This is a genomic window from Bradyrhizobium sp. SMVTL-02 (genome assembly GCF_051853005.1).
In the GTDB taxonomy this organism is placed as follows: domain Bacteria; phylum Pseudomonadota; class Alphaproteobacteria; order Rhizobiales; family Xanthobacteraceae; genus Bradyrhizobium.
On record NZ_CP182469.1, the window covers coordinates 4,532,368 to 4,556,988 of the forward strand.

The window sequence follows — 24,621 nt, forward strand, 5'->3', positions numbered from 1 at the left end:
CCTTGTCAATCTTGGAAGCCGCGCGTCGAACAAGCCATGCCCCCGCCGGTAAAGCTCCGTCAAGGCGGCAAAGCGACCGCAGACTTGCGACGTTCGATGTAGTGGAGAAGCACGCCAGGAGTCCCGGCGCCGGCTTTCGATGCCGGTTTCGAATCGCGCGAAAGCGCTAGTTCTGCGGGATCATCCGGACGAGATCATGCGGATTGACGTAGTCGAGCTGGAACCGGGCCCGCTCGTCCAACATATCGGGATCGATCCTCGAGGTGCGCAGCAGCGAGACGCGCTGCTCGCTCCTGGCACGCTCGCGCTTGAGCTGCGCCAGCTCGCTCGTCAGCGCGATGATCTCCTGATCGAGCTCCTGGCGCGCGTTGAGGCCGTATTTGCCGGTATAGGCGTTGACGCCGAAATAGCCGACGATGGCGGCCGCCATCGCATAGAGGGCAAGACCGGTCAGGATCGATTTCAGGCGCGCGCGGGAGACCATCTTGGGAAGATGCGGCACCTTGGTTAAGGGAGCGCTAACGCACTCACCCTACCCGTCTCGTAATCATGGCCGGGGCAGGCCCGGCCATGACGAGGGCGCGCGCTCAGCCGTGGTGCTTCGCCACGTGGGCGGCGAAGGCATCGATGTAGGCCTGGAGCACGCCCTTCAGCGAGTCCTTGGTGAGGTTGCCCTCCGCATCGAAGGCATCGCCGACGGCGTTCAGGTAGGTCTCGGGCTGCTGCATGATCGGACCGGCAATGCCGGGCAGAATGTTCTGCAGCGTCTTGGCCGCGCTGACGCCCCCGAGCGGTCCCGGCGAGTTCGAAATGATGCCGACCGGCTTGCCGTTGAACGAGCTCTTGCCATAGGGCCGCGAGGCGACGTCGATGGCGTTCTTCAGGACGCCCGGAATGGCGCGGTTGTATTCAGGGGTGACGAAGATGACGCCGTCGGACTTCTGGAGCTTGTCGCGGAAGGCCAGCCAGTCCGCGGGCGGCGCGCCCTCGAGGTCCTGGTTGAAGAAGGAGATGCCCGCCGGCGTGATGACCTCGAGCTTGAGCGAGGCCGGCGCGAGCTTGGCGAGCGCATTGGCGATCTTCAGCGAAAAGCTGTCCTTGCGCAGGCTGCCGGCGATAACGACGATATTGTAGGGCATGGGGTGTCCTTGAAACCTTGAGGGGAAGTGCCGGCCGGCACTTAAGCGATCCGGGTCGATGGATGCAAGTGCATGGACCGGTCCGATTTGGAAACGCTGCGTTTCGCGAAAGGCGATGGTCGTCCAAACCAGTCAGGCCGCCGAGGGCGGCCTGATGTTCGCACAACATCTGCAACAGCGATCAGATCGTCGGATTCCACGCCGACGGGATCAGACGGTACTTGGCGCCGTCCTTCTCGACATGACCTACCGAGGGGAAGGTGAAGTGGAAGCCGATAACGGTGGCCTTCTCGGCGGCCGCCATGTCGTAGAACTTGTGGCGTGTCGCCTGCGCCATTGCGGCATCGTAGTCGAACATCACGTGCCAGTCCGGATTGCGCAGGAAAAACTCCGGGATGTTGGTGACGTCGGACTGGATCAGCACCTTGGCATCGCCCGAGGCAACCGCGAACGAGCTGTGGCCGGGCGTATGGCCGGGCGTCGCGATCGAGGTGATGCCGGGCGCCACCTCCTTCCCCCACTCGTACTTCGTCACCTTGGTCTCGAGCCCGGCGAATGTCTTCTTCACGTTGGCGAAGTAGTTCTTCATCATCGGGTTGGACTCGGTCTTGGCCGCGTTGTCCTCGCTGGTCCAGAACTCCCAGTCTCTGCCTGGCACCATGATCTCCGCGTTCGGGAAGGCGAGCGCGCCGTCGGCGAGACGGATGCCGTTGGTGTGGTCGGGATGCAGATGCGACAGCAGCACGACGTCGATATTCTTGGGATCGACGCCGGCGGCCTGGAGGTTTTGCAGGGTGCGGCCGACCGCGCCCTTGCTCGGCTCGAGATTGGCGACCCCGTTGCCGGCGTCGATCAGCACGAGCTTGGAGCCGGTGTTGATCAGCTGCGGATTGAACGGCACCGTGACCATGCCGTTGGGCATGTAGGCGGCTTCGGCGGCGGCAGCGGCTTCTTCCTTCGGCACGTTGACGACGAACTTGTCGGGCATCGGGAAAGTGCGCGCGCCGTCGTTGATCGAGGTGCACTCATAGCGGCCGACCTTGTAGCGATAGAAGCCCGGCGCCTGCGTCCCGACTGGCGGCACTGAGGCATTGGCAACGGTCGGGCGAAGTCCGGTGGCGGCTGCCGCCCCGACGGCGGCGACGCCTGCGAGCAGGTGACGACGATTGAGATCGGTCATTGAATGAAGTCCCCTTCTGAGCGCGCTTTGCGGTTTTTCCGCTTTCAACGGCGGCGGGAATAATCCCCCGCTTCGCTCAGAAGGCAAGTCCTTCTTTCGGTGATGCGCCGTCGCGCATCACGATAATTTATTTGGGTTGATGAGGAATTTTTCGCCGGTGGCGCGTTTGGCGTACACCGCGATGTTGGCGGGATCGAGTGCCTCCTGAAGCGACACCACCTTGGTGTAGTGGCTGGCGAAGGTGGTCTTCAGCTCATTCACCACGCGCTGGCGCAACCGTGCGATATCGGCCGGACCGATCTTCTGGAGGAACGGGGTGAGCAGCCAGCCGCCGACGCCCCAGGCCATGCCGAAGCCGCGCGGCAGCTCGATCGGGCGAACATCGAGCGCGCCGTAGACATAGACTTGCTTGTGCACGCTAGAGCCGTAGCGGCTGTATTCCTTGGCAGACTTGTTGATCGCGACTTCCATGCAATTGAGGATGTCGCCGGCAAGCTTGCCGCCGCCGATCGCGTCGAAGGCGATGGTGGCGCCGGTCTCCACCAACGCGGCCGTGAGATCGTCGAGGAAGCTCGGCATGCTGGAATCGACGACGTATTTGGCGCCAATCTTCTTCAGGATCTCCGCCTGCTCCTTGCTGCGCACGATGTTGACCAGCGGAATGCCGTCGCCGAGGCAGATCTTGTTCAGCATCTGGCCGAGATTGGAGGCGGCCGCGGTGTGCACCAGTGCCTTGTGGCCCTCGCGCCGCATGGTCTCGGTCATGCCGAGCGCAGTGAGCGGATTGACGAACCAGGATGCCCCCTCCGCCGCCGTCGTGCCCTCGGGCAGCGGCTGGCAGTCCCTGACCTTCATCGTCCGGTACTGCGAATACATGGCACCGCCGATCATCGCGACCGTCTTGCCCAGCAGAGCCTTCGCGGCATCCGACGAGCCGGTCTTGACGACGACGCCGGCACCTTCATTGCCGACCGGCAGGGACTGGTCGAGCCGCGCGCCCATCGCGCGCATCGCGCCGTCAGGCACCTTTGCGGTGATGACGGGCGCTTCCTTCGTGCCCGAAGCCTTGGCCGTGCTCATATCGGCGGCGCCGACGAGCAGGCCGAGGTCGGACGGATTGATCGGCGCCGCCTCGACGCGGACGACGACCTCGTCGTCCGCAGGCTCGGGGGTCGGCACGTCGACGAGCGAGATCTCGAGCTCACCGGTCTTCTTGATCAGCGAACGCAGTTGCAGTCCGGTCTTGCCGTCGCTCATGTCGATCTCCCCTGTGTTTGCTAAGGCGCCGGCTTATGCCAGCGCCTTCAGTGCCGCCTTGCCGCCGTACAGCGCCTGCTTGCCGAGCTGCTGCTCGATGCGCAGGAGCTGATTGTATTTGGCGGTGCGGTCGGAGCGCGCAAGGGAGCCGGTCTTGATCTGACCGCAATTGGTGGCGACCGCGAGATCGGCGATGGTGGAATCCTCGGTCTCGCCGGAGCGGTGCGACATCACCGAGGTGTAGCCGGCCTTGTGCGCCATCTCGACGGCGGCGAGCGTCTCGGTCAGCGTGCCGATCTGGTTGACCTTGATCAGGATCGAGTTGGCGCGGCCGGCCTTGATGCCCTCGGCGAGGCGCTTGACGTTGGTGACGAACAGATCGTCGCCGACGAGCTGGCACTTCTTGCCGATGAGGTCGGTGAGCTCCTTCCAGCCGTCCATGTCGTCTTCCGACATGCCGTCCTCGATGGTGACGATCGGATAACGCGAGACGAGGTCGCCGAGATATTTGGCCTGCTCGGAGATCGAGCGGGTCTTGCCTTCGCCTTCGTAGACGTACTTGCCGTCCTTGAAGAACTCGGTCGAGGCGCAGTCGAGGCCGAGCACGATGTCGGTGCCCGCCTTGAAGCCGGCCTTGCCGATCGCGTTCATGACGAAGTCGAGCGCGGCGTCCGCCGACGGCAGGTTCGGGGCGAAGCCGCCCTCGTCGCCGACATTGGTGTTGTGGCCGGCCTTCTTGAGCTCCGACTTCAGCGTGTGGAAGACTTCCGCGCCGTAGCGCAGGCCCTCGGCGAAGGACGCCGCGCCAACCGGAAGGATCATGAATTCCTGGAAGTCGATCGGGTTGTCGGCATGCACGCCGCCATTGATGATGTTCATCATCGGCACCGGCAGGAGACGGGCCGAGGTGCCGCCGACGTAACGGTAGAGCGGCATGTCGAGCGAGTTCGCCGCAGCCTTGGCGCAAGCGAGCGAGACGCCGAGGATGGCGTTGGCGCCCAGCCGGCTCTTGTTCGGCGTGCCGTCGAGCTCGATCATGATCTGGTCGATCTGGGCCTGCTGCTCGACGTCGAGGCCGCTCAGAGCCTCGAAGATCTCGCCGTTGACGGCACCGACCGCCTTGGTGACGCCTTTGCCGAGATAGCGGGCCTTGTCGCCGTCGCGCAGTTCCACCGCCTCATGGGCACCCGTCGAGGCACCGGACGGCACGGCGGCGCGGCCGAGCGCGCCATCTTCGAGCACGACGTCCACCTCGACGGTGGGATTGCCCCGGCTATCGAGAATTTCGCGGCCGATGATGTCGATGATGGCGGTCATGATGTGCACTTCCGTTCGTTAGGGCTGATCGGTGGGCCGGGTCTTACACGGGCCGCAAGCAAATGTGAACGCTTGGACGCCCGGCTTCGGCTGACGCGTGGAGCACCCGAGACTAAGCTCGAGAAGATCCGGTCCGAGCGTCCATCCTCAATCCCAAGAAGTCGAGGTAACGCCATGAATCGCCGCCAGTTTCTTGCTTCGACCGCCGCCGTCCTTGTCGCCCGCCCAAGTCGTGCGCAGGAGGCCCCGTTCCGGACAAAATATTTCCCGATCAGCGCCGGCATTGGCTTGCACGATCTTGCTCCCGCCCCTGACGGCACAGTCTGGTTCACCGCCCAGGGTAAGGGCCTGCTCGGCAGGCTCGATCCGCGGGATGGCAGTTTCAAGACGGTCAGCCTCGGCGAGGGCGCCGCCCCGCACGGTGTGACGATCGGCCCCGACGGCGCCCCCTGGATCACCGAAGGCGGCCAGAACGCGATCGCGCGGGTCGATCCCGGCGATCTCAAGGTCACGCTGTTCCGCCTGCCGGAAAAGTTCGCTTCGGCCAATCTCAACACCGGTGTGTTCGACAAGACGGGTACCTACTGGTTCACTGGCCAGTCCGGGTATTACGGCCGCCTCGCGCCGAGATCGGGCGAGATGAACGTATTCAAGGCGCCAAAGGGGGTCGGCCCCTACGGCATCACCGTGACGCCCAAGGGTGATGTCTGGTACGCCTCGCTCGCCGGCAGCCATATCGCCAGGATCGACCTTGCGACGGGCACCGCCCATGTCGTCGAACCGCCGACGCCCAATCAGGGCGCGCGGCGGGTCTGGTCGGACTCGAACAGCCGGATCTGGGTCAGCGAGTGGAATAGCGGCCACGTCTCCGTGCACGATCCCGCCGACGGATCCTGGAAGACATGGAAGCTGCCCGGCGAGCGTCCCCGCACCTATGCGGTCTATGTCGACGACCAGGACAAGGTGTGGCTGACGGATTTTTCGGCCAATGCCATTGTGCGTTTCGATCCCGCCACCGAGAAGTTCAACGTCTTCGCCAGCGACAAGGCCAACGCCAATGTCCGCCAGCTCGACGGCCGTCCCGGCGAGCTGTGGGGCTGCGAGTCCGGCAACGACCGCATCGTCATGATCCAGACGATCGCCTCGGGTTGACGACGGCCGCGATTGCGTCCATCCCGACATCCGTAACAGGATGTGACGACGATGGCGAAAAAATCCCTCCAGCTCGGCCGCGCGGTCGAATGGCCGCACACTCCGGAAGAAGCCCAGCTCGACCGCGTGCCAAATCCACAAGCCGGCACGGACTATCTGGTCCGCTTCACCGTGCCGGAATTCACCTCGCTCTGCCCGGTCACGGGCCAGCCGGATTTCGCGCATCTGATGATCGACTACGCGCCCGGCCAATGGCTGCTGGAGTCGAAGTCGCTGAAACTCTACATCGCGAGCTTCCGCAACCATGGCGCCTTCCACGAGGATTGCACCGTGATGATCGGAAAGCGCATCGCGAGCGAGATCAAGCCGAAGTGGTTGCGCATCGGCGGGTACTGGTATCCGCGCGGAGGCATCCCGATCGACGTGTTCTGGCAGACCGGCAGGGTGCCGAAGGGACTGTGGTTGCCCGAGCAAGGCGTCGCGCCTTATCGCGGGCGGGGCTAACAGGAGAAGAACAACGATGAAATCGATGTCGACATTCCGCAGCGCTGCCTTAGGCCTTCTGGCCGCTCTTTGGATGACCGGCGCATCCGATGCTGCCGAGGTCCGGGTGATGATCTCCGGCGGATTGACGGCCGCTTACAAGGTGCTTGTGCCGGAATTCGAGAAAGCGACCGGCAACAAGGTGCTGACGGAACATGGCCCGTCGATGGGGACCACCACCAACGCGATTCCCGTGCGGCTCGAGCGCGGCGAACCGGCCGATGTCCTGATCATGGTTGGCTATGCCCTCAACGATCTCGCGAGCAAGGGCAAGGTCGTTGCCGGCAGTCAGGTCGATCTCACCAAATCGCCGATCGGGATCGCCGTGAAATCGGGCGCGCCGAAGCCGGACATCAGCTCCGTCGAGGCGGTCAAGCGCGCGCTGCTGGCCGCGAAGACGATCGCCTATTCCGACAGCGCCAGCGGCGTCTACGTCTCGACCGAGATGTTCGACAAGCTCGGCATTGCCGACGTCATGAAGGACAAGGCGCGCAAGATCCCGGCAACGCCCGTCGGCGAGATCGTCGCGCACGGCGAGGCCGAGCTCGGCTTTCAGCAGATCAGCGAGCTGAAGCCCGTGAAGGGCATCGACATCGTAGGTCCCTTGCCGAACGAACTGCAGAAGATCACGATCTTCTCGGCCGGCATTGCGACCGGTTCGAAGGAGCCCGAGGCTGGCCGCGCTTTGATCAACTTCCTCGCCTCCCCCGCCGCACGCGAAGCAATCATCGCGAGCGGGATGGACCCGATCCCGGCTGGTGGAGCGAACTGAGGCACCAGCGCCTCGCTCATGTTCCGGCCGGGGTGCAGCGTGAAACGCTGCGCCGCTGGCTCGGACCAGAGCGACGATTTCTGGACCCAGGAGCAGATCGACGTTGCGCGCCTGGCTTGGCTCTGCGAGTTGGTATGCCTAAGCCCAGTACAGGAACGCTTAGCTATGCTCACAGTCTATGGCGAAGGTCGTGGCTTCCGTGTCGTTTGGCTGCTTGAGGAATTAGGGTTGGCTTATCGGCTGCGGCCGGTCGATCTGCTGGCCGGCCAGAAGGATCCCGATTTCCTCGCGATCAACCCCGCCGGCTTCATTCCTGCGCTGCAGGACGGCGAGACGATCATGGTCGAATCGATCGCGATTCTCGAGTACCTGCTTGCCCGCCACGGCTCAGGTTCGCTTGCGGTCGCCCCGGACGACCCCGCCTTCGCGTCTTATCTGCAATTTCTCCACTTGGGCGAGGCCGGGCTCGCCGGACCGATGAACGCCGTCTTGGTCGGTCGCCAACTGGCACCCGAAGGCGAGCGAAATGCGCGGGTTACCTGCTGGGCACTCGAGACCTTCGAGAGCCGCCTCGGGTTAGTTATCCGCCGCATTGAGGAGTGCCCCTATCTCGCCGGCGAGCGATTCACTGCTGCCGATATCTCGGTCAGCTACGCCCTCCTGCTCGGTCTGCGAACTGGCAACTACGTCCCCGGTTCGACCGAGCGGGACTATCTCACTCGCACGACGGCACGCCCTGCCTACGCCCGAGCAATGGAAAGCTGCCAGGCCACCAAGACTTGGGCGGCGAGATCACCGGGATTGTAGTGATCGAGCCGCTCCTCCCCAACAAGCTTGCGAGTCTACGGGCTAGAGCGTTTCACATTTTGATTGAAGCATAACCGGCGCTGGCGAAGTAGTTGGCGCATTCGCGAGGCTGGATGTCTTGGACGAGGTGACCGATATGGCGCCAAGTCTCCTCGATTGAGCGCTTCTGAGCTTGCCGCATCCAGTGTTTGATCTTGGAGAAGGCCTGTTCGATTGGGTTGAGGTCGGGCGAGTATGGCGGCAGGTACCAGAGTCTGGCGCCAGCAGCCTTGATCATTTGCCTGACGGCTTTCGACTTATGGCTTCCGAGATTGTCGAGAATGACGATGTCGCCTTCACGCAGGGTTGGCAGGAGAATGTGCTTTACGTAACCACGGAAGCATTCACCGTTGATCGGGCCATCGAAGACGCAGGGTGCCGTGAGTTGGTCATGGCGGAGCGCGCCGAGGAATGTGAGGGTACGCCAGTGACCGTGCGGAGCGAAGCCGCGCAGGCGCGCCCCTTTGGGTCCCCAGCCTCGCAAAGGGGCCATGTTGGTCTTGATCCAGGTCTCATCGATGAAGACGAGCCGGCCCGGATCGAGCCCGGCCTGCCAGGCTCGCCAACGCAAGCGCCTACGAGAGACGTCGGCGCGAGCCTGTTCGAGGGCGAACAGTGTTTTTTTTGAACCGCAGCCCTTCCCGGCGCAGGAACAGCCAGACCGCATTGTGTGAGACCTTGACCCCACGGGCTGCCAGTTCCGCCTTCAGACCATGCAGCGTCAGGTGCGGCGTCTGAGTGATCCGCTCGACGATGAAGGCGCGGTGCGGATCAAGCACAGGCTTGCGGTGACCACCCATCTTGCCAGGCGCTACCGAGCCGGTCGTTCGATAACGCTGTGACCACTTCACAACTGACGAGACAGCAACGCCAAACCGTTCCGCCACAGATCGGCAGCTCTCACCTTTGGCAACAGCGGATACCGCACGCTTACGCAAATCGTTGGAAATTGGTCGGACCATCGGATGCTGGCCTCCAGCCCAGCCAGCATCTTGAATCATATTCGTCCCAGACCCGGAATCCCTTCCGATTCAATAAATCCGTGAACCGCTCTAATACGCGCTGAGCAGATCGACCTTCGCATTGGCCGCGACCAGCCGCCGCGCCAGGATCGCGGCGAGGTTGCGCATGATCTTCAGCGACGTTTCGGGGTGCAGGCGGCGGTAGTCGGCAAAGCTGTCGAGCGGCAGCTCGAGGCAGGTGACGGGCGTATCGGCAAAGACGTCGGCGCTGCGGCTCTGCTCCAGCATCGCCATCTCGCCGAACTCCATGCCGGGGCCGAGGGATGCGAGGCGCACGCCGCTGCGAAGCTTCACGCTGACCATCCCCCTCTGGAGAAAGAACAGCGAATTGGCGGGCTCGCCGGCGCCGATGATGCGCTGGCCGGCGGCGTAGTGCCGTGTGGTCGAGAGCTTGACGATTGCGGCGATCTCCTCCGCATCCAGTTCGGCGAGGAGCGCCTGCTCGCCGAGATGCGCGCTCTCCTTGACGTCAGTGAAGCCACCGAACCGGTAGATCACCTGGTCCTCGGCCCATTCGATGGCATCGTCGAGCAGGACGAAGCGGCGCAGCCGTCGCGGCTCGGCCGTACGGGCGGCGATCGCGCCCCACACCGCGGAGGCCTCCTCGAAGCCGGACAGGATGCCGGTGACGCCGGCATTGCCGAGCGCGGTCAAGGTCTCGCCGAGCAGCTCCGCACCGGCCGCGGTGATGTCGGGAACGCGGCGGAAATCGATGATCAGCAGCGGCGCATTCGGCGGCTCGCTGGTAAGCCGTCGCGTGACGTAGTCGATCGTGCCGAAATTCATCGCGCCAACCAGCTCGAGCACGCGGATGTCGCTATGACGCTCGTCGAGGATCTGCTGCTCGTGCGGCTGGCGGCTGCGACGCGAGGAGATGCCGTAGACGTCGTAATCCGCCATGATGCTGGTGCGCACGTCCGCGTTGCGGTTGAGCATGTGCAGGTCGAACCGCGCCGACAGCGCCTCGCAGACCTTCAGGCCGCGCACGCTGTTGTAATGGTTGTCGAGCAGCGGCGAGAAGGTGCCGAGCCCGAGCTGCGAGGGCAGCGCCGCGACGATGCCGCCGCCGACGCCGCTCTTGGCGGGGATGCCGACGCGATAGGTCCACTCACCGGCATAATCATACATGCCCGAGCTCGTCATCACCGACAGCGTGCGCGCGACGATGTGCGGCGTGATGACCTGGACGCCCGTGACCGGATTGATGCCGCGATTGGCGAGGGTTGCCGCCATCACTGCGAGGTCGCGCGCGGTGACCAGGATCGCGCATTGACGGAAATAGACGTCGAGCACGGCATCGACGTCGTCGGGCAGCACCGCGTAATTCCGCAGCAGCCAGGCAATCGCACGGTTGCGGTTGCCGGTGGCGGTCTCCGAGGCGTGCACGGCCTCGTCGACGCCGAGCTCGCGGCCGGCGAACTGGCTGAGCTTTGAGCGGACGCGCTCGAAGGCGCCCTTCCCGTCCACCTCATAGATCAGCCCCGAGCAGGCGATCGCGCCGGCATTGACCATGGGATTGAAAGGACGGTTGTCGTTGGTGAGCCGGATCGAGTTGAAGGCTTCGCCGCTCGGCTCGACGCCGATGGTGGCAGCGACGCGCGCCTCACCGACCATCTCCAGCGCCAGCGCGAAGACGAAGGCCTTGGACACCGACTGGATCGTGAACGGCACGTCGCTGTTGCCGACTTCGTAGACGTGGCCGTCGATGGTGACGAGCGCGATGCCGAAATGATCGGGATTGGCGCGCTTCAGCTCGGGGATGTAGTCGGCAAGCTCGCCGGAATTGTCGGTGCGGAATTCGGCGTGGCAATCGGCCAGGAAACGCCGCAGCGGTGGCTTGGTGAGATATCCGGTCAAGCGGGGCGAACTGGCTTCGCTGGCGGAACGGCTGGTCTGGGCGTCCACGATCTCACACCTCAATTTGCCCAAAATCGAAGCAATTCGCGTGCCATGCATACTGGTGGTGTCATGGTGAGGGACGATGCCCCGCTTACGTCTCCGAATGGACTTCAGCGCGCGTCGGAGGGCGCCCGCGGCTTGAGCAGCCGGGCGCAGACGAGGCCCAGCACCACCATGATCGCAGCGCTCGCGAGCAGCGTCGGCATCTTGCCGGCATGCTGGAGGCCGACGCCGTAGGCGAGCGGCCCGACCGTCTGCCCCATGAAGAAGAAGAACGAATGCAGCGACATCGCGGTCGCCCGCGCCCCGATCGACAGCTCGCTGGCAAACACCTGCAGGCAGCCATGGATCATGTAGAACCCCCAGCCCAACGCCAGCATGCTGGCGAATTGCAGCTTCCAGCCGGGACCGAAAGCAAGCGCACAGAGCTGCAACGCCACGAGGCTGCCGCCCGTGATCATCATGCCCTTGACGCCGAGCCGCGGCAGCATGCGCGATACGGTGAGAGTGTAGAGCAACCCGCCGACCGCAAACCCCGCGATCACGATGCCCGCGATCGAGAGAGATTTCTCGCCGAGATCGAACAGGAACGCGGCGATGAAGGGAAACAGGCCGAACACGCAGCAACCTTCGACGAACACTGCCGAATAGCAGAAGCGCGTGTTGGGATTGGAGAAGATCGTGCGGTAGCCCTGCCGCAACGTCTTGAAGTCCGTCTTCGGCGGCGCCGTCAGCGCGGCACCGCGGAAGCCTGCCGCAACCGCCACGGCCGCAATCAGGCCGAGTGCGCCGAGGATCACGAGCACGCCGCGCCAGCCGATGAAATCGCCGATGATTCCGCTGGCGGATGAGCCGAGCAGATTGCCGGTCATCGAGCCCGCCATCGTGCGTCCGATCGCAACCTGCCGCTTGGCGGGCGCAACGAGATCGGCGGTCAGGCCGAGCGCAACCGGAAACACGCCGCCCGCGGCGATGCCGGCGAGGATGCGGCTTGCGAACAGGCCCGAGAAGGAGGTGGCGAGAGCGCCCAGGATGCAGGCGACGCCGAGCAGCGCCAGGCAGGCCGTCATCAATCGCGCCTTGCCGAACAGATCGGCGGCCGCCCCGATCGCCGGTTGAACCAGCGCGTAGATCAGGGCGAAGCCGGCCGCGATGCTCGCGGCCGTCGTGATGCTGATCGCGAAATCATCCGCAACATGCGGCAGGACAGGATCGAGCGCACGCGTCGACAGTGCGGCCGAGAAGCCGGCAAGCGCAATGATGTTGATCGCGGGCGGAAATTTTTGGTCGGACGACGGCCTGGTCACAGGCTGATGCATCAGCGCGTGCTGCCCTTTGAGGTACTATTTGACGTATTCTTGGCCAGGGCGTCGAATGCCATCAGCCTGGCGATCAGCCCTTCGAACTCCCGCAGCGGCACCATGTTCGGGCCATCCGAGGGCGCGCGATCGGGATCGGGATGGGTCTCGATGAAGACGCCGGCAACGCCGACCGCAACCGCGGCGCGCGCCAGCACCGGTACGAATTCGCGCTCGCCGCCGGAGGAGGTGCCCTTCCCGCCCGGCTGCTGCACCGAGTGGGTGGCGTCGAAGATCACGGGCGCGCCGGTGGTGCGTGCCATGATCGGCAGCGCACGCATGTCGGAGACAAGCGTGTTGTAGCCGAAGGACGCACCGCGCTCGGTGACGAGCACGTTGGGATTGTTGGCGCTCGTGATCTTGGTCACGACATTGGCCATGTCCCACGGCGCCAGGAACTGCCCCTTCTTGACGTTGACGACCTTGCCGGTCGCGGCCGCCGCCAGCAGCAGATCGGTCTGCCGGCACAGGAACGCCGGGATCTGCAGGACGTCCACGGCCTGCGCCACCTCGGCGCATTGCGTGGCTTCGTGCACGTCGGTCAGGACAGGCAGGCCGAGCGATGAGCGGATTTCGGCGAAGATAGGCAACGATTGCGCCAAGCCGAGCCCGCGCGCCGCCGAAGCGCTGGTGCGGTTGGCCTTGTCGAAGGAAGTCTTGTAGACGAGCCCGATGTTCAGCCGCGCCGCGATCTCCTTCAGCGCGGAGGCCACCTCCAGCGCATGCTGGCGGCTTTCGAGCTGGCAGGGCCCGGCAATGATGGCGATCGGCAGATCATTGCCGAATTTGACCCGGCCAATGGTGACGATCGGCGCAGCTGAATTCGAAGAGTTCAAGGCAAATCCCTCGTTTCGCCGCGACCATAGCCGCCGCGAAGGTCGGATCAACCCTATTCGGCCCGGGCCATCCGAATATCAGGGTTGCGCCGGGGCTGCCGGCGCCGCCCTTGAGGTTCCTACTTCACCGCCGAGAAGGCAGTCGGCGTCAGCAGCTGGCTGAAGATGTTGTCGACGATCTGGCCGTCCGCTTCGCTCTCGGCGCGCGCTGTCATCCAGTCCGGATCGGTCGCGAACTTGCCCCACTTCGTCTCGCGCTCGGCAAGCGACTCCCAGGCCAGGAAATAGGTCAGCTCCTGGTTGGATTCGCCGATCAGGGTGGTGAAGAACCCGGCCTGCCTGATGCCGTGCTTCTCCCACAGCTTCAGCGTCACGGTCTCGAACCGCTTCAACAGCGCCGGCAGGCGGCCGGGCACGCAGCGATAGACGCGCATTTCGTAGATCATTCATTCTTCTCCCTGAACAGGTCCGCGGTTATAGCGGCTGGCCCGGACGGTGTCTTGAGCCCCGCCCGGCCGCCCCCTGTGGCGTTCTGCGCATGGCTTGAGCTTCGGCGCTGCGCCAGCCTCCCGCAATGCTGCCGCAATGGTCGGGCCGCTAGAAAGGCTCGGTTGCGGTTCAGGTGCCTGTCACATGCGGATTTTGCTGGTCGAGGATGAAGCGGAAATGGCCTGCGCGCTGGCCTCGGCGCTGAAGCGCTACGACATGGTGGTGGACCATGCCCCGACGCTGGCCGAGGCGGAGGAGGCCATTTCGGCCGACGTCCATGCCGCGGTCCTGCTCGATCGCCAGCTTCCTGACGGCGATGGCTTGGCGCTGATCCCAAAGCTCCGCGCGCGCGCGGACGGCGTGCCGATCATTGTGCTGACTGCGCGCGGCGAGCTCGCCGACCGCATCGCCGGGCTCGATAGCGGCGCCGACGACTATCTGGCCAAACCGTTTGCAGTCGAGGAACTGCTGGCGCGGCTGCGTGCCGTCCTGCGGCGGCCCGCCGGCCTCTCCCCCGAAATCATCCGTGCCGGCCGCCTCGCCTTCGATCTCGGCCATCGCGAAGCCAGCATCGACGGCCAGCCATTCGAGCTGCCCCGCCGCGAGCTGCTGGTGCTCGAAGCCTTGGTCCGCCGCATCGGGCGGACCGTGCTGCGCGCGGCGCTCGAAGAGGCGGTCTACAATTTCGACGACGAGATACAGTCCAACGCGCTGGATACACATATCTCGCGACTGCGGCGAAAGCTCGCGGAGGCCGACGCGGGCGTCGAGATCCACGGCATTCGCGGCGTCGGCTACCTCCTCAAGAAGCTGCCAGCCTGAAGACGCCAACATGAGCAAACACGACGATCCCTATTGCCTGCGCTCGCGACTGAGCTGGCGCCTGCTCTCGCTCCAGGCCGCGATCCTGGTCGCGCTGGTTGCAGTCGTCCTGACCGCGCTTTGCGCCTCCGGCTTCGTTCTGGCCGGGCGCGACGAGGACCGTGTCATCGACGTCGTCCAGCACGCGCTCACGCGCGACGCGCAAGGTGGACTGGTCTTGCGATCGACCGCCGAGCTGCAGCAGTTGCGCAGCGAGACGCCTGACCTCTGGTTCCTGGTGCGCGACAAGCAGGGACATTCGCTCCGCGAAGGCGCCGTGCCGGCCGAATTCGCCGCGATCGGCAACGGCCTCGACCAGATCAGCCAGGCGCGGCTCGGCTGGCAGATGTTCGAGGACGATCCGCGCAAGCCGGCCGCGCGGCTGAAGCGGGTCGACACCGATGCGGGCAACGTGCAAATCATCACGGCGACACAAGGACGTCCGACCGGCGCCAAGGCGCTGTTCGCGACCTCCCTCGCGTTGCTCGGCATCGCCCTGCCCGGCCTGCTCCTGATGGGAACGGCGACGTTCATTGCGACGCCGATGATCGTGCGGCGCGCGTTCAGGGGGCTCGATACCGCAGCCGACGAGGCACGGCGCATCGACATCCATCAGCGCGGCGCGCGGCTCCCGGTGGAGCGTATTCCGCTGGAGGTCGTGCCGCTGGTGACCGCCATCAACGACGCGCTGGCGCGGCTCGACCAGGGCTATGCTCGCCACAAACGCTTCGTCGCCGATGCCGCGCACGAGCTGCGCACGCCGATCGCGATCCTGAACACGCGGCTGGAGTCACTGGCCCCTGGGCCGGACAAGACCCGTCTGCTGGAGGATGCCGCGCGGCTGGCGACGCTCGCCGAGCAGTTGCTCGATATCCAGCGGCTCGACCGCTGCGGCCATCCCTTCACACGGGTCGATCTCGTCGCCGTTGCGCAAAGCGTCGCCGCCGACCTCGCGCCGCTGGCAATTGCCGCCGGCTACGAGTTGGCCCTCCACGCGCCGGCGACACCGATCGAGACGATGGGCGATGCGGCGGCGCTGGAGCGCGCGCTCACCAATCTCGTGCAGAATGCGATCCAGCATGGCCCGCGCCGCGGCACGATCGGGATTCGCGTCAGCAGGCCGGCGAGTGTCGAGGTCACCGACGAAGGCGCCGGCATCCCCGTCGATCAGCGCGAGCAGATCTTCGAGCCGTTCTACCGGCTGACGCCGCTCGATCGCGGTGCCGGCCTCGGTCTCAACATGGTGCGCGAGATCGTGCAGCTGCATGGCGGCCACGTCTCGGTGACGGACCGACCGGACGGCGGCGCCTGTTTCCGGATGGCGCTGCCGGAAGTGCGGCAGAGCTGATTCAATTCGCATTCGCACTCCATAGCGCAATGCTCTCGCAATGCGCTCCCGCGACACTGCATCCGTACCACCTCCGTCGAGGTGCAAACCAAGATGCCGGAGTGCGCATGCCCAACGATTTTCTTTCGTTTTTCGTGTCCTGGATGTCGTCCCCGCGCCGGGTGGGCGCGATCGTACCATCGGGTGCGGCGCTCGCCGATCTCATCACGCGCGAGATCAGTGCAACGACGGGCCCGATTCTCGAGCTCGGGCCCGGCACCGGCGCGTTCACCTACAAGCTGCTCAAACGCGGCGTCCGTCCGCAGGACCTCACGCTGATCGAATACGGCTCCGACTTCATGAAGCTCCTGCAAATGCGCTTTCCCGGGTCGCGCGTGCTGTGGATGGACGCGGCGCGGCTTGCGAACGAGCGCCTCTATGACGGCGCGCCCGTGGGCGCCGTCGTGAGCGGCCTGCCGCTGCTCAAGATGAGCAGGCGAAAGGTGATCTCGATCCTCAGCGGCGCGTTCGGCTATGTCCGCCCCGGTGGCGCCTTCTACCAGTTCACCTATGGCATGAGCTGTCCGATCCCGCGGCCCGTGCTCGATCGGCTGGGCCTGCGCGCAAAGCTCGTGGATCGTGCCTTGCTGAACGTGCCGCCCGCCGCCGTCTACCGGCTGACGCGGCGGCCACAGATGAAGCTGATCACGGGATCGCTTGCGCCTGAGCCGTCAACGCGGGTCGCTTTGGCGCCGATGCATCACACGCGCGACTACTCCGCCGCGCGCTGAGCCGTCAGACCAGCCGGCTCTGCACCATGGCCGCCTGAATGAACGAGGCGAACAGCGGATGCGGCTCGAACGGCCGCGACTTCAGTTCGGGGTGGAACTGGACGCCGATGAACCAGGGATGATCCTCGTACTCGACGATCTCAGGCAGCACGCCGTCGGGCGACAGGCCGGAGAATTTCAGGCCATGCTGCTCGAGGCGATCCTTGTAGGCGGTGTTCACTTCGTAGCGGTGGCGGTGGCGCTCGGAAATCTCGGTGGCGCCGCCATAGACCTGCGAGACGCGGCTGCCGCGGTTGAGCGCGGCCGGATAGGCGCCAAGGCGCATCGTGCCGCCGAGATCGCCGGCCTGCGAGCGCTTCTCGAGCTCGTTGCCGCGCAGCCATTCCGTCATCAGGCCGACCAGGGGCTCCTTGGTCGGGCCGAACTCGGTGGAGTTGGCGTCCTCGATGCCGACGAGATTTCGCGCGGCCTCGATCACCGCCATCTGCATGCCGAAACAGATGCCGAAATACGGCACGTCGCGCTCGCGCGCGAACTGCGCCGCCTTGATCTTGCCCTCCGCGCCGCGCTGGCCGAATCCGCCCGGCACGAGGATGCCGTTGACGTGCTCGAGGAACGGCGCCGGATCCTCCTTCTCGAAGATCTCGCTCTCGATCCAGTCGAGATTGACCTTCACCTTGTTGGCGATGCCGCCATGCGAGAGCGCCTCGATCAGCGACTTGTACGCATCCTTCATGCCGGTGTACTTGCCGACGATGGCGATGGTCACGTTGCCTTCGGGATTGCGGATGCGCTCGTTGATCTGCTGCCAGCTCTGCAGAACCGGCGGAATCCGCGAGCCGATGCCGAAGGCGGCGAGCACCTCGTCGTCGAGGCCCGCGTTGTGGTAGGCCTCGGGCACGGCATAGATGTTGTCGACGTCGCGCGCCTCGATCACGGCGCTTTCGCGCACGTTGCAGAACAGGCCGAGCTTGCGCCGCTCTTCCTTCGGAATCTCGCGATCGGTGCGGCAGAGCAGGATGTCCGGCTGGATGCCGATCGAGCGCAGCTCCTTGACGGAGTGCTGCGTGGGCTTGGTCTTCAGTTCGCCGGCGCTCGGGATGTAGGGCAGCAGCGTGAGATGGATGTAGACGGCGTGATCGCGCGGCAGCTCGTTCTTGAGCTGGCGGATCGCCTCGAAGAACGGCAGGCCTTCGATGTCACCGACGGTGCCGCCGATCTCGACCAGCACGAAATCGTAATCGTCGTTGCCGTCGAGAACGAACTCCTTGATGGCGTTGGTGACGTGCGGAACCACCTGGATGGTCGCGCCGAGATAATCGCCGCGGCGCTCCTTGGTGATGATGTCCTGGTAGATGCGCCCCGTCGTGATGTTGTCGGCCTTGGTCGCCGGCCGGCCGGTGAAGCGCTCGTAGTGACCGAGGTCGAGATCGGTCTCCGCACCGTCATCGGTCACGAACACTTCGCCGTGCTGATACGGCGACATCGTTCCGGGATCGAGGTTGAGATAGGGGTCGAGCTTGCGGAGGCGGACCTTGTAGCCCCGGGCCTGCAGCAAGGCACCGAGTGCCGCTGAAGCGAGACCCTTGCCGAGCGAAGAAACCACGCCGCCGGTGATGAATATGTACCGCGCCATGGGACTTAACCTCTAATCCCTCGAATTCGATTCGCCAAAGCGATTCGTATTCCGCCCCAAACATTTTGCGGGCCTGTGGGTGAGCCAGAACTAAGAGTGGTGACAGTGCTTTGATGGGGATTGTTGATGCAGGACGGTAGCCGCCGCCCTGCATGGCCCCCCTGCTTTATTGCGAGCGCGGTACCTGCGGCCCGGTCGGGGCCGGCGGCGGCTGCTCATCGGCCTTCTTCAGCGTATCCAGGATGCCGCCCGAAGTCGGGGCTGTGATCGGCGATCCTCCGGCCGGCTGGCCCTGCGACGCGGGCGTGCCGATGATCGACGACGGCGCGCGGCTGTAGCCCGCGTGCCAGGACAGGAACATGCTGGTGAGGAAGAAGAGCCCAGCCAGGACCGCGGTGGTCCGCGTCAGGAGGTTCGCGGTACCGCGGCTGGACATGAAGCCCGCGCCGCCCCCCATGCCGAGGCCGCCGCCTTCCGACTTCTGGAGCAGGACGGCGCCGATCATGACGGCGACGATCATGAGGTGAATGACGATGACAACGGTCTGCATAGTGTCCTTCCGTCACAAGCGGGCGGCGCCTGACGGCGGCCTATCGCGCTTCGCGGGTTTTCCTGAAGTTGCGCGGTGTTACACGATCAGAGGGGGTATTGCCACCCCCGATCGGCCCAGAACCAAAGCTTTGGGTTAGCTAGGGACAGCCCTTGGCAATGGCAAGGAAATCGGCCGCCTTCAGGCTGGCGCCGCCGACCAGCGCGCCGTTGACGTTCTTCACGGCCATCAGCTCGGCCGCGTTTGAGGGCTTGACCGAGCCGCCGTAGAGGATCCGCATCTTCGTACCCTCGGCCTTGAACCGTGAGGTCAGGAGTTCCCGGATAAACCCATGAATCTGCTCGACATCCTGAGCCGTGGGGGTCAGCCCCGTCCCGATCGCCCAGACCGGCTCATAGGCCACGACCAGATTGGCGGCGGTCGAGGCATCCGGGAGCGAGCCGTCGAGCTGACCGCGCAGGATATCGAGGGTCTGGCCGGCGTCGCGCTGCCCTTGGGTCTCTCCAATGCAAACGATCGCCGTGACCCCAGCCCGCCAAGCCGCTTCGGCCTTGTGCCTGACCAGGGCATCGCTCTCGCCGTGATCGGCACGGCGCTCGGAATGGCCGACGATGATGGCCGTCGCGCCTGCATCTACCAGCATTTCGGCGGCGATATCGCCGGTATGAGCACCGGAGCTCTTCGGATGGCAATCCTGCGCCCCCACCGCAACGTTCTTGCCGTGTGCCTTCTGGGCAAAGGCGGCGATCAGCGTCGCCGGCGGGCAGACCAGCAAGTCGGTCTTCGCGACCACATCTGCCGCGCCATTGAGCATGGCGTCGAATTCGGCAGCCTGGGCCTTCAGGCCGTTCATTTTCCAGTTGCCGGCAATCAGCGGTCGGATGGCGTCGGTCATGTCAATTTCCAGCGATACGAGGTTGTTCATGCGCTAGCAGAGGACCTGCCGCAGTTCCAGATTCTTGTTCTGACGCGTTTTCTGACGAAAAACGCTTTGGGGCTTTTAACCGCAGCTTCTCGCCGTCGCATGACCCGAGGTTGCGGGGGGGAAGCCGCCACTTTATGATGATCTATCAATTTGGTGACGCGCTTTTGCGGAATCTGCATTAAGACGCGCTCCCGTTCCCCTCCTGACCAAACAAGTTGGACCAAATGCTTCGAGGAATGCGCAAGGCCTCATCAAACTGGCTCGGCAAGACCATTATGGCCGTGGTGATGGGTGTGTTGATCGTCAGTTTCGGCATTTGGGGCATCGCCGACATCTTCAGGGGCTTTGGCCAGTCCACTGTAGCCAAGATCGGCCGCACCGAGATTTCGCTGAACGAGTTCCGGCAGATCTACACTGACCGCCTGCAGCAGATCAGCCGCCAGTTCGGCCGTCCGCTGACGCCCGACCAGGCGCGCGCCTTCGGCCTCGACCGTCAGGTGCTGCAGCAGACGATCGCGGAAGCTGCCCTCGACGAAGAGGCACGCCGGCTCGGGCTCGGCCAATCCGACGAGCAGATCCGCCAGGTCATCATGAACGACCCCAACTTCAAGGGCGTCGGCGGCAACTTCGATGCGAACCGCTTCCAGGCCGTGATCCGCAATTTCGGCTACACCGAGCAGCGTTACGTCGCCGAGCAGCGCAAGGTGTCGCTGCGCCGGCAGCTCACCGGCACGATCGGGGCCGGCATCGAGCCGCCGAAGGCCATGATCGACGTGCTGACGCGCTTCCAGAACGAGCAGCGCTCGATCGAATTCGTCAGGCTCGACGCGGCCCAGGCAGGTACCATCGACGCGCCCTCGCCCGAGGCGCTCGCCGCCTATTTCGAGGACCACAAGGTCCAGTTCCGCGCGCCCGAATATCGCAAGATCGCCTTCGTCGTGATCTCGCCGGAAGAGATCGGCAAATGGTCCGAGGTCTCCGACGAGGACGCGAAGAAATTGTTCGAGCAGCGCAAGGACCGGCTCGGCACCCCGGAGAAGCGCAAGATTCAGCAGCTTGTGTTCCCCAACGCCGCCGAGGCGCAGGCCGCGCGCGAGCGCCTCGTCGGCGGAATGTCGTTCGAGGACCTCGGCAAGGAGCGCGGGCTGACCGCCTCCGACGTCGATCTCGGGCTCGTGACCAAGTCGGCGCTCGATGCCGCGGTCGGCGATGCCGCCTTCGCGCTGCCGGCAGGTGAGATCAGCCAGCCGATCCAGGGCGCCCTCGGCACCTCCATCGTCAAGGTCGACAAGATCGAGCCGGGTGTCGAAGCCGACTACGCGAAGCTTGCCGGCGACATCAAGCGCGAGATCGCGACTGAGCGCGCGCGCGTCAAGGTCGCCGACCTGCGCGACAAGATGGAAGACGAGCGCGGCGGCGGCTCCAGCGTGATCGATGCGGCGCAGAAGCTCGGCCTCACCGCCGTGACCATCGACGCCGTCGATCGCTCCGGCCGCGGCCCGAACGGCCAGCCGGTGGCCAACATCCCGCAGGGCCTCGACGTGGTGTCGCAGGCCTTCAACACCGATGTCGGCGTCGACAACGACGCGATCTCGTTCAAGGGCGGCTATGTCTGGTACGACGTGCTTGCGATCACGCCGTCGCGCGACCGTAGTCTCGACGAGGTCCGCGACCAGGTCGAGGCGCGCTGGCGTCAGGACCAGATCGCGACCAAGCTGAAGGCCAAGGCGACCGAAATGGTGCAGAAGCTCGAAGCGGGCGGCAAGCTCGCGGACGAGGCGGCCGCGATCGGCGCCAAGGTCGAAACCGCAACCGGCTTCAAGCGCGACGACTCGCCCGCCAGCGTGCCCGGCACCGTCGTGGCGGCCGCATTCCGTACCGCCAAGGATGCCGTCGCTCAGACGCCCGTGAGCGGCGGCAGCGAGGTGATCGTGTTCCGCGTCACCGACATCGTCGAGCCCCCGGTCGATGCCGCCTCGGAGGCGGTCAAGAAGCTGAAGGACAGCCTCGACCGTGCCCTGACCGAGGAGCAGGTCGCCTCCTACGTCAACAAGCTTGAAACCGACATCGGGACCACCATTAATCAGGCCGCCTTCGCGCAGGTGACCGGCGCGAACCAGTGAGTTGAAAGCACGCGATGGACGACCTGAAATCGATTATTGGAAAAGTGGCGACCGGCGCCAGCCTGTCGCGTGACGAAGCCGCATCCGCCTTCGATGCCATGATGTCGGGCGAGGCGACGCCCTCGCAGATGGGCGGTCTGTTGATGGCGCTGCGGGTGCGCGGCGAGACCGTGGACGAGATCACCGGCGCAGTCGCGGCAATGCGATCCAAGATGCTGACCGTGACGGCACCGCCAGACGCGGTCGACATCGTCGGCACAGGCGGCGACGGCTCGGGCTCGGTCAACGTCTCGACCTGCGCCTCCTTCATCGTCGCAGGCGCCGGTGTGCCGGTGGCCAAGCACGGCAACCGCGCGCTATCGTCGCGCTCGGGTGCCGCCGACGTGCTGGCTTCGCTCGGGGTGAAGATCGACCTCAAGCCGCAGCAAGTCGGGCGCTGCGTGCGCGAATGCGGCATCGGCTTCATGTTCGCCCCGGCCCACCATCCCGCGATGAAGAACGTCGGCCCGACCCGGGTCGAGCTGGCGACCCGCACGATCTTCAACCTGCTCGGCCCGCTGTCGAACCCTGCCGGCGTGAAGCGGCAAATGGTCGGTGTGTTCTCCAGGCAATGGGTGCAGCCGCTGGCGCAGGTGCTCAAGAACCTCGGCTCCGAATCCGCGTGGGTCGTGCACGGCTCTGATGGCCTCGACGAGATCACCCTCACCGGCCCGACCTTCGTGTCCGCGCTTCAGAACGGCGAGATCCGCAATTTCGAGGTGACACCGGAGGAAGCCGGGCTCTCATGCTGCGAGACCGGTGCGCTCAAGGGCGGCGATGCCGACGCCAATGCGATCGCGCTGCAAAGCGTGCTCAACGGCAAGCCGAGTCCCTACCGCGACGTGGCGTTGATGAACGCCGCGGCTGCACTGGTCGTGGCCGGACGTGCCAAGGACCTCAAGGAGGGCGTTGCGATCGGCGCAAAATCGCTCGACAGCGGCGCCGCGAACGCGCGGCTAAAACATCTGATCGCGGTCTCCAACGCCTGAGCCTGACATGTCGGACATCCTGACCAAGATCGAGGCGTACAAGCGCGAGGAGATCGCCGCGGCCAAGCGCGCGCAGCCGCTGTCCGAGGTAGAGGCCAAGGCCAAGGCGCAGCCCGCGCCGCGCGGCTTCGTACGCGCGATCAGGGCCAAGCATGCCAATCGCGACTACGCGCTGATTGCCGAGATCAAGAAGGCCTCGCCGTCGAAAGGATTGATCCGCGCCGATTTCGATCCGCCTGATCTTGCCAAGGCCTATGAGGCCGGCGGCGCGGCGTGCCTCTCGGTGCTGACGGACACGCCATCGTTCCAGGGCCATCTTGACTTCATGGTAGCCGCGCGCGCGGCAACCTCGCTGCCGGTGCTGCGCAAGGATTTCATGTTCGACACCTACCAGGTGGCCGAAGCCCGCGCACATGGCGCCGACTGCATCCTGATCATCATGGCCGCGCTCGACGACGCCACCGCCAAGGACCTCGAAGACGCGGCCCTCGCCTACGGCATGGATGTGCTGATCGAGATCCACGACCGTGCCGAGCTCGACCGGGCGCTGAAGCTGCGTTCGCCGATGATCGGCGTCAACAACCGCAATCTGCGCACCTTCCAGACTACGCTCGCGACCAGCGAAACGCTGGCGCCGCTGATCCCAAGGGACAGGCTGATGGTCGGCGAAAGCGGCATCTCCACCCCTGCCGATCTCGCCCGGCTCGAGCGGGTCGGCATGTCGACCTTCCTGGTCGGCGAGAGCCTGATGCGGCAGGCCGACGTGACCGCAGCCACGCGAACGCTGCTCGCGCGCGAGAACGCAGCGCGCGCGACGGGCACGCGCTGACATGGCGCGCAAGGCCTCCGCGACCAAGACTTCGAAGAAAGCCGGCCCCGCCCTCACCCATATCGGCACCTCCGGCGAGGCGCGGATGGTGGATGTCTCGGCCAAGCCCGCGACCGAACGGCTCGCGGTCGCGGAAGGCCGCGTCGTCATGACGAAGGCCACGCTTGATCTGATCGTGTCGGGCAACGCAAAGAAGGGCGACGTGCTCGGCACCGCGCGCATCGCCGGCATCATGGCGGCGAAGCGCACCTCGGAGCTGATCCCGCTCTGCCATCCGCTCGCGCTCTCCAAGGTCACGGTCGACATCGAGCCCGACGCGAAACTGCCGGGCTGCCTCGTCCGCGCCAGCGTCAAGGTGACAGGTCCGACCGGCGTCGAGATGGAGGCGCTCACGGCCGTGTCGGTCGCCTGCCTCACCATCTACGACATGATCAAGGCCGTCGAGCGCGGCGTGCGCATCGAGGGCATCCATCTGGTCGAGAAGCTCGGCGGCAAGTCCGGTCATTACCGGGCCTGAGGTGCAAGCCTATTTCAGCGACGTGCTGATCGATCCGAATTTCAGCTTCAGCGTCGAACCGAGGTTGTTGACCACGGCGATGGTCGCAAAGCGTGATGCCGGCGGCAATCAGGACGTATTCGATCGCCGTCGCACCGGATTCGGGAATGGATCTTCAAAACGGTTTTCACGATCAACCCCTCACCGTGTCGTTGGCAGCGATGTTCTCTGACCCACGTGCCAAC

General features: G+C 65.0%; 24 protein-coding genes and 1 pseudogene. 11 read left to right on the forward strand and 14 right to left on the reverse strand.

What is annotated here, in order from left to right; all coding sequences use genetic code 11:
• Nucleotides 1–166: 166 nt before the first annotated feature.
• From ACNJYB_RS21415 to eno, 5 genes are all read right to left on the reverse strand, one after another.
• Nucleotides 167–484 carry an FtsB family cell division protein gene (locus ACNJYB_RS21415; RefSeq protein WP_129271678.1) on the reverse strand — a complete coding sequence of 106 codons (318 nt, stop codon included), beginning with the start codon at nucleotides 482–484 and terminating at the stop codon, nucleotides 167–169.
• 103 nt (nucleotides 485–587) lie between these two features.
• Nucleotides 588–1,139, reverse strand: a complete 552-nt coding sequence (locus ACNJYB_RS21420) for an NADPH-dependent FMN reductase (protein ID WP_439368309.1) — start codon at nucleotides 1,137–1,139, stop codon at nucleotides 588–590.
• 181 nt (nucleotides 1,140–1,320) lie between these two features.
• On the reverse strand, nucleotides 1,321–2,319 hold the full coding sequence (locus tag ACNJYB_RS21425) for an MBL fold metallo-hydrolase (RefSeq protein WP_439368310.1): 999 nt from the start codon (nucleotides 2,317–2,319) through the stop codon (nucleotides 1,321–1,323).
• 117 nt (nucleotides 2,320–2,436) lie between these two features.
• The gene (locus ACNJYB_RS21430) at nucleotides 2,437–3,576 is read right to left on the reverse strand and encodes a zinc-binding dehydrogenase (protein ID WP_439368311.1); all 1,140 of its coding nucleotides are present in this window, start codon (nucleotides 3,574–3,576) and stop codon (nucleotides 2,437–2,439) included.
• A 33-nt stretch (nucleotides 3,577–3,609) separates the two neighbouring features.
• Nucleotides 3,610–4,893: a phosphopyruvate hydratase gene (gene eno, locus ACNJYB_RS21435; RefSeq protein ID WP_439368313.1), complete on the reverse strand. Its 1,284-nt coding sequence runs from the start codon at nucleotides 4,891–4,893 to the stop codon at nucleotides 3,610–3,612.
• Nucleotides 4,894–5,067: 174 nt separating this feature from the next.
• Here eno and ACNJYB_RS21440 point away from each other — a divergent pair, with 174 nt between their 5' ends.
• The 4 genes from ACNJYB_RS21440 (at nucleotide 5,068) to ACNJYB_RS21455 (ending at nucleotide 8,167) form a co-directional block, all read left to right on the forward strand.
• Nucleotides 5,068–6,045, forward strand: a complete 978-nt coding sequence (locus tag ACNJYB_RS21440) for a Vgb family protein (protein WP_439368314.1) — start codon at nucleotides 5,068–5,070, stop codon at nucleotides 6,043–6,045.
• 51 nt (nucleotides 6,046–6,096) lie between these two features.
• Nucleotides 6,097–6,549, forward strand: a complete 453-nt coding sequence (gene queF / locus ACNJYB_RS21445) for a preQ(1) synthase (protein WP_439368316.1) — start codon at nucleotides 6,097–6,099, stop codon at nucleotides 6,547–6,549.
• Between the two features lie 16 nt (nucleotides 6,550–6,565).
• The gene (locus tag ACNJYB_RS21450; protein ID WP_439368318.1) at nucleotides 6,566–7,360 is read left to right on the forward strand and encodes a substrate-binding domain-containing protein; all 795 of its coding nucleotides are present in this window, start codon (nucleotides 6,566–6,568) and stop codon (nucleotides 7,358–7,360) included.
• Between the two features lie 165 nt (nucleotides 7,361–7,525).
• Nucleotides 7,526–8,167, forward strand: a complete 642-nt coding sequence (locus ACNJYB_RS21455; protein WP_439368319.1) for a glutathione S-transferase family protein — start codon at nucleotides 7,526–7,528, stop codon at nucleotides 8,165–8,167.
• Nucleotides 8,168–8,219: 52 nt separating this feature from the next.
• Here ACNJYB_RS21455 and ACNJYB_RS21460 read toward each other — a convergent pair.
• From ACNJYB_RS21460 to ACNJYB_RS21480, 5 genes are all read right to left on the reverse strand, one after another.
• A protein-coding gene (locus ACNJYB_RS21460; RefSeq protein WP_439368321.1) for an IS630 family transposase occupies nucleotides 8,220–9,168 on the reverse strand; the annotation gives its coding sequence in 2 pieces (ribosomal slippage) (nucleotides 8,220–8,831 and nucleotides 8,833–9,168; 948 coding nt in all).
• Nucleotides 9,169–9,258: 90 nt separating this feature from the next.
• Nucleotides 9,259–11,133, reverse strand: coding sequence for a glutaminase A (gene glsA, locus ACNJYB_RS21465; RefSeq protein WP_439368323.1), 1,875 nt, complete (start codon nucleotides 11,131–11,133; stop codon nucleotides 9,259–9,261).
• Between the two features lie 104 nt (nucleotides 11,134–11,237).
• Entirely contained in the window at nucleotides 11,238–12,446 is a 1,209-nt protein-coding gene (locus ACNJYB_RS21470; protein ID WP_439368324.1) for an MFS transporter, read from the reverse strand.
• Nucleotides 12,446–13,321, reverse strand: coding sequence for a 3-deoxy-8-phosphooctulonate synthase (kdsA, locus tag ACNJYB_RS21475; RefSeq protein ID WP_439368325.1), 876 nt, complete (start codon nucleotides 13,319–13,321; stop codon nucleotides 12,446–12,448). Before kdsA ends, ACNJYB_RS21470 begins: the two co-directional genes overlap by 1 nt.
• Before the next feature lie 119 nt (nucleotides 13,322–13,440).
• Complete coding sequence (locus tag ACNJYB_RS21480) at nucleotides 13,441–13,767, reverse strand: NIPSNAP family protein (RefSeq protein WP_439368326.1); 327 nt, start codon at nucleotides 13,765–13,767, stop codon at nucleotides 13,441–13,443.
• 187 nt (nucleotides 13,768–13,954) lie between these two features.
• On the opposite strand from ACNJYB_RS21480, the gene ACNJYB_RS21485 reads away from it, so the two are divergent.
• From ACNJYB_RS21485 to ACNJYB_RS21495, 3 genes are all read left to right on the forward strand, one after another.
• Complete coding sequence (locus tag ACNJYB_RS21485; RefSeq protein WP_439368328.1) at nucleotides 13,955–14,632, forward strand: response regulator; 678 nt, start codon at nucleotides 13,955–13,957, stop codon at nucleotides 14,630–14,632.
• A gap of 10 nt (nucleotides 14,633–14,642) precedes the next feature.
• Nucleotides 14,643–16,019 carry a sensor histidine kinase gene (locus ACNJYB_RS21490; protein ID WP_439368329.1) on the forward strand — a complete coding sequence of 459 codons (1,377 nt, stop codon included), beginning with the start codon at nucleotides 14,643–14,645 and terminating at the stop codon, nucleotides 16,017–16,019.
• Between the two features lie 107 nt (nucleotides 16,020–16,126).
• Nucleotides 16,127–16,789: a class I SAM-dependent methyltransferase gene (locus ACNJYB_RS21495; protein ID WP_439368331.1), complete on the forward strand. Its 663-nt coding sequence runs from the start codon at nucleotides 16,127–16,129 to the stop codon at nucleotides 16,787–16,789.
• A gap of 4 nt (nucleotides 16,790–16,793) precedes the next feature.
• Here the strand turns inward: ACNJYB_RS21495 and ACNJYB_RS21500 are convergent, their stop codons facing one another.
• From ACNJYB_RS21500 to tpiA, 3 genes are all read right to left on the reverse strand, one after another.
• Nucleotides 16,794–18,425 (reverse strand): CTP synthase, encoded by a 1,632-nt coding sequence (locus ACNJYB_RS21500; protein WP_439368332.1) that lies wholly within the window; start codon nucleotides 18,423–18,425, stop codon nucleotides 16,794–16,796.
• A gap of 166 nt (nucleotides 18,426–18,591) precedes the next feature.
• A complete protein-coding gene (gene secG, locus ACNJYB_RS21505; protein WP_439368333.1) occupies nucleotides 18,592–18,975 on the reverse strand; it encodes a preprotein translocase subunit SecG in 384 nt (127 codons plus the stop codon).
• 139 nt (nucleotides 18,976–19,114) lie between these two features.
• Nucleotides 19,115–19,870 carry a triose-phosphate isomerase gene (gene tpiA / locus ACNJYB_RS21510; RefSeq protein WP_439368334.1) on the reverse strand — a complete coding sequence of 252 codons (756 nt, stop codon included), beginning with the start codon at nucleotides 19,868–19,870 and terminating at the stop codon, nucleotides 19,115–19,117.
• 254 nt (nucleotides 19,871–20,124) lie between these two features.
• Between tpiA and ACNJYB_RS21515 the strand changes: the two genes are divergently transcribed.
• From ACNJYB_RS21515 to moaC, 4 genes are read left to right on the forward strand one after another with little or no spacing between them, the layout of a single operon-like run.
• A complete protein-coding gene (locus ACNJYB_RS21515) occupies nucleotides 20,125–22,023 on the forward strand; it encodes a SurA N-terminal domain-containing protein (protein ID WP_439368336.1) in 1,899 nt (632 codons plus the stop codon).
• A gap of 14 nt (nucleotides 22,024–22,037) precedes the next feature.
• The gene (gene trpD, locus ACNJYB_RS21520; RefSeq protein WP_439368337.1) at nucleotides 22,038–23,051 is read left to right on the forward strand and encodes an anthranilate phosphoribosyltransferase; all 1,014 of its coding nucleotides are present in this window, start codon (nucleotides 22,038–22,040) and stop codon (nucleotides 23,049–23,051) included.
• A gap of 7 nt (nucleotides 23,052–23,058) precedes the next feature.
• Complete coding sequence (trpC, locus tag ACNJYB_RS21525) at nucleotides 23,059–23,880, forward strand: indole-3-glycerol phosphate synthase TrpC (RefSeq protein ID WP_439368338.1); 822 nt, start codon at nucleotides 23,059–23,061, stop codon at nucleotides 23,878–23,880.
• 1 nt (nucleotide 23,881) lies between these two features.
• On the forward strand, nucleotides 23,882–24,397 hold the full coding sequence (moaC, locus tag ACNJYB_RS21530) for a cyclic pyranopterin monophosphate synthase MoaC (RefSeq protein WP_439368340.1): 516 nt from the start codon (nucleotides 23,882–23,884) through the stop codon (nucleotides 24,395–24,397).
• A 9-nt stretch (nucleotides 24,398–24,406) separates the two neighbouring features.
• Here the strand turns inward: moaC and ACNJYB_RS21535 are convergent.
• A pseudogene (locus ACNJYB_RS21535) lies at nucleotides 24,407–24,567 on the reverse strand (Flp family type IVb pilin).
• Nucleotides 24,568–24,621: the final 54 nt, after the last annotated feature.

Excerpts from the sequence above, each read along its gene's own strand:
- ACNJYB_RS21490 (WP_439368329.1), top strand. The coding sequence starts at position 14,643 with ATGAGCAAACACGACGATCCCTATTGCCTGCGCTCGCGACTGAGCTGG.
- moaC (WP_439368340.1), top strand. The coding sequence starts at position 23,882 with ATGGCGCGCAAGGCCTCCGCGACCAAGACTTCGAAGAAAGCCGGCCCC.
- trpC (WP_439368338.1), top strand. The coding sequence starts at position 23,059 with ATGTCGGACATCCTGACCAAGATCGAGGCGTACAAGCGCGAGGAGATC.
- ACNJYB_RS21430 (WP_439368311.1), bottom strand. The coding sequence starts at position 3,576 with ATGAGCGACGGCAAGACCGGACTGCAACTGCGTTCGCTGATCAAGAAG.
- ACNJYB_RS21480 (WP_439368326.1), bottom strand. The coding sequence starts at position 13,767 with ATGATCTACGAAATGCGCGTCTATCGCTGCGTGCCCGGCCGCCTGCCG.
- eno (WP_439368313.1), bottom strand. The coding sequence starts at position 4,893 with ATGACCGCCATCATCGACATCATCGGCCGCGAAATTCTCGATAGCCGG.
- ACNJYB_RS21420 (WP_439368309.1), bottom strand. The coding sequence starts at position 1,139 with ATGCCCTACAATATCGTCGTTATCGCCGGCAGCCTGCGCAAGGACAGC.
- ACNJYB_RS21440 (WP_439368314.1), top strand. The coding sequence starts at position 5,068 with ATGAATCGCCGCCAGTTTCTTGCTTCGACCGCCGCCGTCCTTGTCGCC.
- ACNJYB_RS21415 (WP_129271678.1), bottom strand. The coding sequence starts at position 484 with ATGGTCTCCCGCGCGCGCCTGAAATCGATCCTGACCGGTCTTGCCCTC.
- queF (WP_439368316.1), top strand. The coding sequence starts at position 6,097 with ATGGCGAAAAAATCCCTCCAGCTCGGCCGCGCGGTCGAATGGCCGCAC.
- secG (WP_439368333.1), bottom strand. The coding sequence starts at position 18,975 with ATGCAGACCGTTGTCATCGTCATTCACCTCATGATCGTCGCCGTCATG.
- ACNJYB_RS21425 (WP_439368310.1), bottom strand. The coding sequence starts at position 2,319 with ATGACCGATCTCAATCGTCGTCACCTGCTCGCAGGCGTCGCCGCCGTC.
- ACNJYB_RS21515 (WP_439368336.1), top strand. The coding sequence starts at position 20,125 with ATGCTTCGAGGAATGCGCAAGGCCTCATCAAACTGGCTCGGCAAGACC.
- ACNJYB_RS21485 (WP_439368328.1), top strand. The coding sequence starts at position 13,955 with ATGCGGATTTTGCTGGTCGAGGATGAAGCGGAAATGGCCTGCGCGCTG.
- ACNJYB_RS21500 (WP_439368332.1), bottom strand. The coding sequence starts at position 18,425 with ATGGCGCGGTACATATTCATCACCGGCGGCGTGGTTTCTTCGCTCGGC.
- ACNJYB_RS21455 (WP_439368319.1), top strand. The coding sequence starts at position 7,526 with ATGCTCACAGTCTATGGCGAAGGTCGTGGCTTCCGTGTCGTTTGGCTG.
- ACNJYB_RS21450 (WP_439368318.1), top strand. The coding sequence starts at position 6,566 with ATGAAATCGATGTCGACATTCCGCAGCGCTGCCTTAGGCCTTCTGGCC.
- tpiA (WP_439368334.1), bottom strand. The coding sequence starts at position 19,870 with ATGACCGACGCCATCCGACCGCTGATTGCCGGCAACTGGAAAATGAAC.
- trpD (WP_439368337.1), top strand. The coding sequence starts at position 22,038 with ATGGACGACCTGAAATCGATTATTGGAAAAGTGGCGACCGGCGCCAGC.
- ACNJYB_RS21470 (WP_439368324.1), bottom strand. The coding sequence starts at position 12,446 with ATGCATCAGCCTGTGACCAGGCCGTCGTCCGACCAAAAATTTCCGCCC.
- ACNJYB_RS21495 (WP_439368331.1), top strand. The coding sequence starts at position 16,127 with ATGCCCAACGATTTTCTTTCGTTTTTCGTGTCCTGGATGTCGTCCCCG.